Here is a 12,448-nt window from a genome sequence, read left to right as displayed (position 1 = left end):
TTATGAAAAGAAACTCATTCCTACACAGAAATGAGTTTCTTAGAATTACGAGTTCAACTGGATATCTTGGTCTGCCTCATTTTTGAGTATAGGTTCACCTGTGCCTATTACGGATTCACGGTTTACAATACATTTTTTAACGTCTGGCATAGATGGAATTTCGTACATCACATGTTTCATTACTTTTTCAATAATGGAACGCAATCCACGAGCACCAGTTTTACGCTGTAATGCTTCATCAGCGATTTCTTCTAATGCATCTTGGGTGAAAGTCAACTCAACGCCATCAAGGGATACCATTTTTTCGTATTGTTTTGTCAATGCGTTTTTAGGCTGTGTCAAAATTTGAATCAATGCATCTCTGTCCAATAGATCAAGTGTTACCATTACTGGTAAACGTCCAATGAATTCAGGGATAAGACCAAATTTTAACAAATCTTCTGGTACAACTTGTTTCAAAATAGCAGACACATCCTTCTCTTCAGTTCGTTGCACATCAGCGCCGAACCCTAGAGTTTTCTTAGCTGTACGTTTGGAAATGACTCTATCCATTCCGTCAAAAGCACCGCCACAAATGAACAAGATATTTGTTGTATCAATTTGTAACATCTCTTGATTAGGATGCTTACGTCCCCCTTGCGGTGGAACAGAAGCGACCGTACCTTCTAGTATTTTAAGTAATGCCTGTTGCACACCTTCCCCAGACACATCACGTGTAATGGAAGGATTTTCAGATTTGCGGGCGATTTTATCGATTTCATCGATATAAATAATGCCGCGTTCTGCGCGCTCAATATCAAAATCAGCAGCTTGGATTAATTTGAGTAAGATATTTTCCACATCTTCCCCAACGTAACCAGCCTCTGTTAAGCTTGTCGCATCAGCAATGGCAAATGGTACTTCTAGCATTTTCGCCAAGGTTTGGGCTAACAATGTTTTCCCACTACCTGTAGGTCCAATGAACAATACATTTGCTTTTTGTAATTCTACATCATCTACAACATTATCTGTTTGTAAACGTTTATAGTGATTATATACTGCTACAGCCAAGGAGATTTTAGCACTATCTTGACCAATAACATATTGGTCAAGATGTGCTTTAATTTCTTTTGGTGTAGGTACTTCTTTAAGGGCAAAGCCTTCAGATTCTATTGCACCTAATTCTTCTTCGATAATGCTTTGACATACTTCAATGCATTCATCGCAGATAAATACATTAGGACCTGCCACTAATTTGCGTACTTCTTCACTAGTGCGTCCGCAAAAGCTACAACGCATAGTTTCTTTATCTTTAGCCAAAAGGTTCCTCCATTACTTGCCTGTCGCAACTGGTCTTTCAAGAACTTCGTCAATGAGGCCATAATTAGCCGCATCTTGAGCGCTCATGAAATTGTCGCGATCAGTATCTTTGGCCACTACATCAATGGATTGACCACTGTGGGATGCCAAGATACCATTCAATTCTTCACGCATACGAAGAATTTCGCGGGCATGAATTTCGATTTCAGATGCTTGCCCTTGTACGCCACCTAATGGTTGGTGAATCATAACACGAGCATGTGGTAACGCATAGCGTTTACCTTTTGCACCTGCTGTCAATAAAACAGCACCCATGCTGGCTGCAGAGCCAACACAAATTGTGGAAACATCAGGTTTGATGTACTGCATTGTATCATAAATAGCCATGCCAGCAGTGACTACACCACCAGGGCTATTGATGTAAAGATGGATATCTTTATCTGGGTCTTCAGCTTCGAGGAATAAAAGCTGTGCAATAACTGCATTCGCTACATTATCATCGATAGGACCACCCAAGAATACAATGCGGTCTTTCAACAAACGAGAATAAATATCGTAAGAACGCTCACCACGTTCACTTTGTTCTACTACGATTGGAACATACATGTAATCACCATATCACATGCATCCAGTCAGCAAGAATTATTTAGCTTCTTCAGCACCTTTAGCGTTGTCAATGATGAAACGAGCTGCTTTTTTACGAGCTACGGAGCTTGCTAACATAGACACACGGCCTTCTTTAGCAATAATATCCCAAACTTCTTTAGGGTCTGCACCGAAGTTTTGGGCCATAACAAAGATTTCGCGGTTCATGTCGTCAGGAGTTACTTCAAGACCTTCTGCTTGAGCAATAGCGTCAAGAACTAAATCAGCACGTACATTTTCTGCTGCGCTATCTTTATATTCAACTTTTAAGTCTTCAATAGTTTTATTGGAGAATTTCAAGTAGTCATCAAGTTTCAAGCCACGGCCTTCCATATTCATAGCCAATTCTTGAACCATTTGTTCTACACGATCGTCAACCATAACTTCTGGGATTTCTACAGTTGCATTTTTAACAGCTGTTTGAATCAATTCACCATTGTAGTTATCGATGGCACGATGAGAAGCTTCTTCTTCTAATTTTTTGCGAAGGTCAGCTTTCAATTCTTCAATTGTTTCGTAGGAGCTAGCTTCTTTAGCAAATTCATCGTTCAATTCAGGCAATTCTTTGCGTTTAATGTCATGAACATGAGTTGCGAATTCTGCTTCTTTACCAGCTAATTCAGCTACAAAATAGTCTTCAGGAAATGTAACTTTTACAGTTACGTCATCGCCAGCTTTTGCACCAATCAATTGATCTTCAAAGCCAGGAATGAAGTTACCGGAACCAATTTGTAATGGGTAGGATTTACCTTCGCCACCGTCGAAAGCTTTACCATCCACAGTACCTGCGAAGTCGATTACTGCAAAGTCGTCTTTTTGTAATGTAGCGCCTTCTTCAGCAACAACCATTTTAGCTTGTTGTTCACGGATACCATTCAATTGTTCTTCTACTTGTTCGTCAGATACAGTAGCGTCCTGTTTTTCAGCTTCTAAACCTTTGTAATCGCCAAGAGTTACTTCAGGGCGTTTAGTCAAAGTTGCTTTGAACACTAAATCTTTACCTTCTTCGAATTGTACGCGTTCGATTTCAGGATCAGATACAGGTACGATATCATTTTCGCGAAGAGCTGCAGTGTAATTTTGGTTAGCCAAGATTTCGAATGCTTCTTCCAAAACTGCTTCTTTACCGAAGTTCATTTCAATAATACGACGAGGTGCATGACCTTTACGGAAACCAGGAATGTTTACTTGGTTTGCAATGCGTTTTACCGCTTGTTTAACAGCCTTGTCTACTTCTGTAGCTGGCACTTCAATGTTTAACGTAACTACGTGTTGATCAACAGGGTTTACAGTTGCTTTCATTTAAAATATGTCCTCCTCGAAGGGCTCACTCGCCCAAATTTCTGTAGTATATTATGCACTGTTTATAATAACATAAAAGTCAAGTCAATGCAATTATGTAATAACATTGAAATAACCAGGTCACATCACATACTCAGTGATATGCCTGGCTATATTCAACATAATTTATTCACTTCGTGTAACCCACAAATAGTTTAGTTATCTTTAGCAATTAATTTGATAATATCACGGCGTCCCAAAGAGCCAATCAAAACACCTTTTTCATCCACAACGGGCATGGATTTAAGATGTTTATCAAGCATTACTGCAACCACCTCTTCTACTTCTGTTTCTGGCTTAGCAGTAATGACCTCTTTCGTCATCAAATCTTCTACGCTAGATGCTAATAGTTTTTTAAATTGAGAGTTATATTCTCCAATACCATTGTAGTAAATACTTGCGCCAAGAACATTTACATAATGAGGTACATGAGGACGCACTTTTTTGTAAAGCAAATCACCTTCTGTAATGATACCAATCAATTTGTTATTTTCATCCACCACAGATACAGCTGTTAAATTGTACTTTACAAGTAATTCTGCTACATCAGAAATTGGTGCTTGTTTATCAATAGTAACAGGATATTTGTTCATTACTTCTTCTATTCTCATAGTATCTCCTCCTTGCGAGTATCCTCTAGGATCTCATACTGGTTTACTCTACGGTTTCTACATATTCATATAGACTAATATGGTAGCATCTCATATATGTCTATATTATATATATTCGCTATTGAATAAGAAAAATCCTTTTTATAATACATGATTTCTATAATACGTTCTCTTTATAATATATACACTAAAATATATACATATACACTAAAATATATACACAATTATTCAATCACCGATTACCAGTGATATGGCTCGCGTCGATTAATTTTACAAGCCCTATAAATCTGCTCAACCAACAATAATCGTACCATTTGGTGAGTAAAAGTCATTGGACTAAATGATAATTTATAATGCACAGAGTTTCTTAATTCTTCACTCACCCCAAAGGCGCCACCAATGATAAAACACATATCACTGGTGCCACTCACCTCTAGATCAGACACGGCCTTAGCCAATTCCTCGGATGACATAGTTTTACCATACACATCAAGCAACACCATGTGTGCAGATTTTGGAACTGATTTCAATAAACGCTGTCCCTCCTCATTGACCACTTGCAACCGATCTGCATCGCTAGGTTTATCGCCAATCTTACTTTCATTTAATTCTGTAATGGTGACACCCCCATAGGGTCTCATACGTTTTACAAATTCCGCCACCCCATCACGAAGATAGGCTTCCTTTAATTTACCAATGCATACAACGGAAAATCTCATTTTGTCACCTCTACCATAGACACGCACTCATTGGGCTGACCATGTTGCAATTTCATTTCTGGCCCGATACGAACACCGCCTTGCACCAACATATTGCCAATAGTTTGTGTCACAAGGACTGGATTGTTATTATTTTCAGAACGATGTGCCAAGATAACCTGCATAAAATTAGGTCGTTTCATCATGAGCAAGGCTTGTGCGGTAGCATCATTACTCAAATGACCTTGAGGCCCCGCTACACGCTCTTTCAAAAATCGATCATAAGAACCAAATTTAAGCATATGTGGATCGTAATTGGCCTCCAACACGAGCATTGTCGTATCATCCAAATATCGCAGCATCCGATCATCCACCTCACCAGAGTCTGTGAGCACCGTCACCTTTTGATCGCCCGCAAATACGTTTATCCCGATAGGATCTGCCGCATCATGACTAACGCGAAACGGCTCTACTACCATATTCCCGATAGTCAAACTCCCTTTTGTAAGGGCTACTAAATTATGATTTGGTACCGTTAGCCGTGATTGGATTTGGCGCCATGTATCTTGTTTTGTGTACACAGGGATATCAAATCGTTTTAATAGTTGTTGCAATCCTCCAATATGATCCGAATGTTCATGGCTAATAAAAACGCCCTCTAAACTGTGCATCTCTAAGCCTAGTTCCTTCACACCATTTACGATACGTCGACAACTGATACCTGCATCATGCAAGATAAAGGATTCCCCACGCCGGATAAGCGTACAATTTCCTTTACTACCGCTAGCTAGCACATGAACCTCTGTGGCTAACGAATTTTGTGTTACCAAATTAACATCCCTTCTACTATATCAATCTATTGCATCTACAATAATTACTCTGTAATATCCGATGCATTCGGGTACTACACAGCAACATGTTATGCAATACGTTTCTATCTAATCCTTGTCTTGTGTCACTTCCCGATTCAAATTACCACTCTTAAATGGTTTTAAATCAACACAAACATAGTGAAAGCCCAGGCTTTCAAAATAATCATTTATTGTTTTCCGTTGGTCAGGATTCGCAAACAAAGCAAAGTCCTCCGCCACCACCTCAATGCGCGCCACAGTCTCATGATCACGAACGCGGAAATTATTTTTCGTATATTGACGAAGGAAATGTTCCCCTTTACTAATACGCGCTAGCGCCTCTGGTGTAATAGTATGTCCATAGGGCACACGAGTCGCCAAACAAGGTGCGCTCGGTTTATCCCAGGCCTTGAGTCCCATGGCCTTGGCCACCGTACGAATTTCAGGCTTACTAAATCCGGTATCCATTAAAGGACTCTTGATGCCCTCTAATTCAGACAACGCGCGCATACCGGGGCGGTAATCACCTAAATCATCTACATTACTGCCGTCAAGAATCCATTGGATACCTTGTTCTTTGGCCCAATCCACGAGTCCAGAAAAACGAGATTTTTTACACACGTAACAACGGTCCTCCGTATTCGCTGTAAACTCATCATTTTCTAGTTCATCAATGTATTGTACAGTATGTTTAATGCCGATATCCTTAGCAAAATCAATGGCCTCCTGCGTTTCCCCTTCTGCATAGGTCGGGGAATCCACCGTAAAAGCACAGGCTTTGTCGCCGAGAACTTGTTGCGCTACAGCTGCCACCAAAGTGCTATCCACACCGCCAGAGTAGGCCACCACAATAGATCCAAGGTCTCGTATATAGTTTTCTAATGCTTGTAATTTTTCCTGTAATGCAGGTGCTAACTGCAATTCCTTTAATGGTACCATGAGACCTCCTAACACAACGCTTCGAGGCGACTAATAAAATATTTCATATTCGCCTCTAAATCAGGACCACGACGAAACATGTCACCACCGACGAGGAACATTGTATCATTGTCGTAAATGCTCACCAATTCGTCAAGTCGTGCATCCGTCACGCCACCACCCGGTGATGGAACCGCTGGAGCCATATCCTGATATGCACTACGAATGTAACTAGAGATTCTTTTACATTGTGGTGCTGTAAAGGTAAATCGACCACCATAAGACACAAAAATCGGCATATCCGCACCAAAAATACGTGGCAATAAACCAAGATATAAATAATCTGCAATACCAGATATGCCAGGCAAAGAAAATCCACCGCCAAAAGCTGGATGGGCAATTATGGGCAATCCTAATTCTGAATCTGTGGCTAATGCATGGAGCCAACCAAAACCAATCAAACTTGGTGCCACCATCAATGCAGTAACCCCTACGGATTTCGCATAGTAAGCACGTTCCAATACCTCAACCCCATCAGCGGATACATTAGCCGCATAAAGCGTATTCGTGCCATTTTGGGCATTCACAGAATTCACCTGTTCTGCACAACGTGCCACACGATCTTTAAAATCGCTAAAATTCTGGTTCGTAATACCATGATCATCTTTAATGACATCTACACCACCCCGCGTATAGGCAGCGCACATGTTAGCTAATGTTTCATTGGGTGTTCCCATCGGTTTAATAACGGCTTGCATCATCGCTCGTTTAGGTACACCAAGAATCTCACGCAATCCAGACAATCCAAATCGAGGACCACCAAAAGTAGCCACCAAAGACGGACATAATTCAAGATCTACCACCCAGATACCAGGTTGTAATGAGGAATTACCAAATAGGACATTTAAAAATTGTGTCGCTTCCATAGACGTTGTATCCACTAAATAGGACACAACCCCAATAAAGTAATGGGATTCATCCAATTCCCGCCCTGGCATAACGCCAACGGTACGGTAATGACTCCCCACAGGCATTGGTTCTAAGGATACGAGCTGACCGGTCACCTCATTTTTAATATATGGATCTGTGACAAATTCATAAGGAAATTCTATAGTTTGTTCCACTTGAAGGGCCCACATAACAGCCTTTGCTTCATCGTACGTGTCACATTCAATACGATAGGTTACAGTAAATCGTTCTGTACTCATCTATTTACTCCTACGACTAATAGTTATATACCTATTAGTTCCACTCTATACTTAATCAAGGTAGTTATTGTATAACTACCTCAATTGATGATTCATCATCAAAGCTATTTCTAATAGTCTTATATAATCATACTACTTCAGTGCATTTTATGGTACACTTTTTTATGGTACACTTATGGTACACTTATTATAAAATTATAATACATATTCTAGTATGAAATATAGAGTTAATCATCAATCAGCTACTAAATATTGAACTTTTCTTGAAAGGAACAACTCATGGACTATCAACAATATCTTTCCCACCGAGCACTCAATTTACCAGCCTCTGGCATTCGTAAATTTTGGGAGCTTGCAATGGCTACAGAAAATGTAGTATCCCTAGCCATTGGCGAGCCAGACTACACGCCTCCACAAGCTGTGCTAGACGAAATGAAGCATGCCCTTGATAATCAAGACACCCATTACACAAGCAATCACGGTTTACCTGAATTACGAACTGCTATCAGCGAATGGTATAACAAGCATTATTATGTGAACTATGATATCAGTGAAATCATGTTGACCATTGGTGCCAGCGAAGGTATCGATTTAGCCCTCCGCGTTCTTCTTAACGATGGCGACGAGGTGCTCATTCCCGATCCATCCTACGTAGCCTACAAAGGTGAGGTGCTATTAAATAATGGTGTACCTGTTATGGTGCCAACCTATTTGAAAGAAGGTTTTGCCCTCACCGTAGAGGATCTCGAAAAATATGTAACGCCTAACACAAAGGCACTACTCATGGGCTTCCCTTCCAACCCAACGGGCGCTATTCTATCAAAAGAACAACTACAGGCTATTGCAGACTTCGCTATCAAACATGACATCATGGTCATCAGTGACGAAATTTATTCTGTACTCACCTATGATGCGGATCATCATAGCATTGCTGCCTTGCCGAATATGAAAAAACGAACAATTACATTAAATGGTTTCTCTAAAGCCTATGCCATGACTGGATTGCGCATCGGTTATCTATGTGCACCCAAACTCATCATCGATATGTGTATCAAAATCCATCAATATAGTATTGTAGCGCCTGCTACACCAGTGCAACGAGCTGCCATCGTAGCCATTCGCGACTGTGATGATAGTATCAAAGCCATGCGTGAAGAATACCACGGTCGCCGTGATTTAATCGTCACTGGCTTACAAGAAATGGGATTCACCGCAGCAGTGCCACAAGGCGCCTTCTATGTATATCCAGATATCTCTAGCACAGGACTCTCCGACGAAGAATTTGCTATTCAGTTACTACAAAGTAAAAAAGTAGCTGTTGTACCAGGATCTGCCTTTGGCGACTGTGGCAAAAATAAAATTCGTATATCTTATGCCTCATCTAGAGAAACAATACAAACAGCCCTCCGCCTCATGAAGGAATTTGTAGAAGAACTCAAAAACTAATTGCCACACAAAAATTCACCTAAATAAAAAAGCTAGAACCAACACAGTTTTGTGTATTTGGTTCTAGCTTTTTTGTTGTTTTAGTCTTTAATAATCTAGCTTTGTATTACCAGATTTTTTCAGCGTATTCTTTAATCATACGAATCTTAGCCCATTGTTCTTCTTCTGTGAGAAGATTACCTTCTTCTGTGGAGGCAAATCCACATTGTGGACTCAAGTGAAGTTGTTCTTTTGGTACATACAACGCTGCCTCATTCACACGAGCCTCTATATCTTCAAATTTTTCAAGTTCAGGCAATTTGGAACTTACTAGACCAAGTACAACTTGTTGATCTTTGATGTGTGCCAATGGTTTGAACCCACCCGCGCGATCAGAGTCATATTCCAAGAAGAATCCATCGATATTACAACCACCGAACAAAACTTCTGCTACAGTTTCATAACCACCGGAGGAGAACCATGTGGAACGGAAATTACCGCGACAGATATGCATTGTAATCGTCATATCTTCTGGTTTCGCTTCTAGCGCAAGGTTAATCATATCCACATATTTTTGAGCGATTACATTTAAATCAAGACCACGTGCTGCGTAATCTTTGCGTTTTTCCAAATCGCAGAATTCGCCCCAAGATGTGTCATCTAATTGCAAGTAACGGCACCCAGCTGCATAGAATGCTTTAATAGCCTCTTGATAGGCCAATGCGATATCGCGGTACAAATCATCTTCGTTCGCATAACGTTCGATGGGTGTATAGTTTTCAGCGCGAACACAGCAAATCAAATGCAACATGGAAGGAGATGGGATTGTCATTTTTGCTACAGTATCGCCAGCAACGCTTTTCAAGTATTCAAAATCCTTCACAAATGGATGGTCACCAAAACCGATTTTATCAGTGATTTCAATTGTGGCAGCTTTTGGTTGGTGCCCTTTGAAAGCTACGGACCACGCTTCTGCTTTCACATGTTCTACGCCTTGTAACAATTCAAGGAAATCTAAATGCCAGTAAGTACGACGGAACTCGCCATCTGTTACCGCTTGCAAACCATTGGCTTTTTCTTTTTCTACCAACGCTTTAATTTCGCGATCCTCGATAGCGCGCAATTCCTCTGCCGTTAATGTACCGGCTTCAAAAGCACGACGTGCATCATGAATTGCTTGAGGACGCAAGAAACTACCTACTACATCATGTCTAAATGGAATTCCAGTATATTTACTCATGTTCAATCTCCTTCAATAATATCACTCTATACTCTCAAGTCGTCTATTCCTACCCATCCTATGAAAGCTAGTTTGTCAGACCTATTATGTGACCAAAATCACTTATATCGATATCAGTCGATATTTTTTACTTACTCATCATACCATTAGGGAAAAACTATAGCAAATAATTTGATATACATATTCCCTATAACAAAATCATAGCATTCCCTATATAGGAACGCATGTATTAATCACCATATTGCAGCAACCATTCTATGGTATACGCTATCACCATTCACCATATGTCATGCGCTAGGATTATACCAACAAATTTACGGCCTAATAACGCAAAAAGGATGTCACTCAAGAAATCAGTGACATCCTTTTCAGGAGAAAAATTTTGTTATAACTTATGCAACTATGCTTTCACCAAGAAAATAGCTAAGATCAGCATATAGTTATTCAGCAATCTATCAGAATTAAGCGTTTGCTAGTTTTTCGCCTAATTCTTTACATTGTGCAAGACCGTCATCATCAGGAGTACCCATGATAGGTAATTTATCCACAACAATACCGCCAGCACCTTCGATACGAGGAGCCCAGTCATCTAACCAAGTACCACCCCAACCCCAAGAGCCGAAGATTACCGTTTGTTTACCACTCAATTTAGGTTCTAATTCAACATAGAATGGTTCAAATTCCATTTCTTCTAATTGTTCAGCACCCATGTCTGCACAACCAAGAGCGATTTTGTCGTACGCTGCTGCTTCATCAACGGAAATTTCAGAGACGGATTTCACTTCTACTTCTTGACCTGCTGCTTTGATGCCTTCAGCTACTGCTTGAGCCATTGCTTCTGTATTGCCTGTACCGGACCAATATACTACACCAATCATCTTGTACCTCCTAGGCCGTTCTTGCGACCAATGAACTAAACGTTTTTCCCAGTTTTAACTGTGTTTGACAATATTCCCGACATAATTTATAAGACAGGAACGCGCGCTGTGCACCTACCGCATCGGTATTGACGCTTTCTAAATACTAGAAGCAATCTCCGTTCTTTACAACGGCATAGTTCAAAAAAGAACAAACCTAATGTATTGTATTGTTTATTATACTCAGTCAATACTACTTGGATTTGATCATTCATGTCCCGTGGAATGGATACCAAATTCGACAACTTAATGCCTCGAATTGCCGGTGCACAATGAAATCCAATGATATGGTCAATTGAATTCATCATAGTTCTACCTGTCGCTTATAAAGGGAAAGTTAAGTAAGAATACTCAGTAAATTGAGAAATATTCCTATAAACACAGTTTACGACTATTGAGAAATATTGTCAAGAATATTTGATAGTTTTTTTCAAAACATTCACATATTTATACCATAAATTTCTGTGAAGCAATCACACTCCCCTACGCATTGTACATGCTATTATAGCGATACAATTGCTTATAAGTAGAAAAAGCACTACAGCCCATTCAGACCATAGTGCTTATCGAATTTTATCAATCTATTTGGTTTTCAATTTCATTAACTCGCTAATACGTGGCCAAATTTTAGCATCGCTATTGGTATCAATAGCAATGATACGCACAGATAGACCCGCATAGCGATCATCAAACAATGTCACATGTAATTGCTCAGAGTAATAATTGCTATTGTGAGTTGTATTGATTTGGAATGTACCAGCATAGGTATCGCCATTTTTAGTCAATGGAGATACTACCTTATAACGTTGTACAGTATTAATATCTGCTGTATTAATAGTATTGGCTAATTGAGCCAGCATATCCTTTTTGTCACGAGTATTCAGATTTATACCCATTCGATTTAATGTTTGTTCGCCCAACACGACCTCAGCCACTACAGCATAATTCATTTCGTTTTCGTTTTTAATATTTAGTGTATATGTATTCGCATCTAAGGCACCAAGACTTCTGATATACTCCTTCACTGATGTAACTGCATCATTAGCAAATAGCGCCTTTGGATTGTTGTCATACATAGTTGCCCCTGTAGGCATTTTATTATATGTTACTGATGTTTGTGCAAGGCCCGCTAAGTTAGCAGCAAAACCTACCGAACTGATAGCAGCAAAACAAGTGGCCATCAAGGATATTTTTATCAATCGTTTCATGTAAATCTCCACTAATTTGATATATTGTGCCACAATTCACTTGCAGGCTCACCTATAGTACCTACAACACCAATAGTGACCATGGCA

The 12,448-nt window shown here is 39.9% G+C and carries 13 protein-coding genes; 1 reads left to right on the top strand and 12 read right to left on the bottom strand.

The annotated features are described in order from the left end of the window. Positions 1-45: 45 nt before the first annotated feature. The 8 genes from clpX to RVY80_RS06800 form a co-directional block, all read right to left on the bottom strand. The gene (gene clpX, locus RVY80_RS06835; protein ID WP_295188308.1) at positions 46-1,299 is read right to left on the bottom strand and encodes an ATP-dependent protease ATP-binding subunit ClpX; all 1,254 of its coding nucleotides are present in this window, start codon (positions 1,297-1,299) and stop codon (positions 46-48) included. Between the two features lie 12 nt (positions 1,300-1,311). Next, positions 1,312-1,905, bottom strand: a complete 594-nt coding sequence (gene clpP / locus RVY80_RS06830; RefSeq protein WP_295188309.1) for an ATP-dependent Clp endopeptidase proteolytic subunit ClpP — start codon at positions 1,903-1,905, stop codon at positions 1,312-1,314. 36 nt (positions 1,906-1,941) lie between these two features. Continuing rightward, entirely contained in the window at positions 1,942-3,246 is a 1,305-nt protein-coding gene (gene tig, locus RVY80_RS06825) for a trigger factor (RefSeq protein WP_295192551.1), read from the bottom strand. 194 nt (positions 3,247-3,440) lie between these two features. Then, a complete protein-coding gene (locus RVY80_RS06820; protein WP_295192552.1) occupies positions 3,441-3,896 on the bottom strand; it encodes a CBS domain-containing protein in 456 nt (151 codons plus the stop codon). 239 nt (positions 3,897-4,135) lie between these two features. Further along, entirely contained in the window at positions 4,136-4,615 is a 480-nt protein-coding gene (rlmH, locus tag RVY80_RS06815; protein ID WP_317330038.1) for a 23S rRNA (pseudouridine(1915)-N(3))-methyltransferase RlmH, read from the bottom strand. Further along, a complete protein-coding gene (locus RVY80_RS06810) occupies positions 4,612-5,424 on the bottom strand; it encodes an MBL fold metallo-hydrolase (protein ID WP_317330037.1) in 813 nt (270 codons plus the stop codon). Before RVY80_RS06810 ends, rlmH begins: the two co-directional genes overlap by 4 nt. 108 nt (positions 5,425-5,532) lie before the next feature. After that, on the bottom strand, positions 5,533-6,384 hold the full coding sequence (gene larE / locus RVY80_RS06805; protein WP_295188315.1) for an ATP-dependent sacrificial sulfur transferase LarE: 852 nt from the start codon (positions 6,382-6,384) through the stop codon (positions 5,533-5,535). 8 nt (positions 6,385-6,392) lie between these two features. Continuing rightward, on the bottom strand, positions 6,393-7,571 hold the full coding sequence (locus RVY80_RS06800; RefSeq protein WP_317330036.1) for a RuBisCO large subunit C-terminal-like domain-containing protein: 1,179 nt from the start codon (positions 7,569-7,571) through the stop codon (positions 6,393-6,395). Between the two features lie 279 nt (positions 7,572-7,850). On the opposite strand from RVY80_RS06800, the gene RVY80_RS06795 reads away from it, so the two are divergent. Further along, complete coding sequence (locus RVY80_RS06795; RefSeq protein WP_317330035.1) at positions 7,851-9,017, top strand: pyridoxal phosphate-dependent aminotransferase; 1,167 nt, start codon at positions 7,851-7,853, stop codon at positions 9,015-9,017. 106 nt (positions 9,018-9,123) lie between these two features. Here the strand turns inward: RVY80_RS06795 and RVY80_RS06790 are convergent, their stop codons facing one another. The 4 genes from RVY80_RS06790 to RVY80_RS06775 all read right to left on the bottom strand — a co-directional run bounded on the left by RVY80_RS06790 (position 9,124) and on the right by RVY80_RS06775 (position 12,361). Continuing rightward, the gene (locus RVY80_RS06790) at positions 9,124-10,236 is read right to left on the bottom strand and encodes a 5-methyltetrahydropteroyltriglutamate--homocysteine S-methyltransferase (protein ID WP_317330034.1); all 1,113 of its coding nucleotides are present in this window, start codon (positions 10,234-10,236) and stop codon (positions 9,124-9,126) included. Between the two features lie 461 nt (positions 10,237-10,697). After that, positions 10,698-11,114: a flavodoxin gene (locus tag RVY80_RS06785; protein ID WP_295188321.1), complete on the bottom strand. Its 417-nt coding sequence runs from the start codon at positions 11,112-11,114 to the stop codon at positions 10,698-10,700. A gap of 86 nt (positions 11,115-11,200) precedes the next feature. Next, positions 11,201-11,461 (bottom strand): DUF3793 family protein, encoded by a 261-nt coding sequence (locus RVY80_RS06780; RefSeq protein ID WP_317330033.1) that lies wholly within the window; start codon positions 11,459-11,461, stop codon positions 11,201-11,203. A 273-nt stretch (positions 11,462-11,734) separates the two neighbouring features. Beyond that, on the bottom strand, positions 11,735-12,361 hold the full coding sequence (locus RVY80_RS06775) for a hypothetical protein (protein ID WP_317330032.1): 627 nt from the start codon (positions 12,359-12,361) through the stop codon (positions 11,735-11,737). Between the last annotated feature and the right edge of the window lie 87 nt (positions 12,362-12,448).

This window comes from Veillonella absiana (assembly GCF_032970865.1).
GTDB classification, from domain to species: domain Bacteria; phylum Bacillota; class Negativicutes; order Veillonellales; family Veillonellaceae; genus Veillonella; species Veillonella absiana.
The sequence above is the reverse complement of the archived record's forward strand: the minus strand, read 5'-3'. Positions and strand labels throughout refer to the sequence as shown.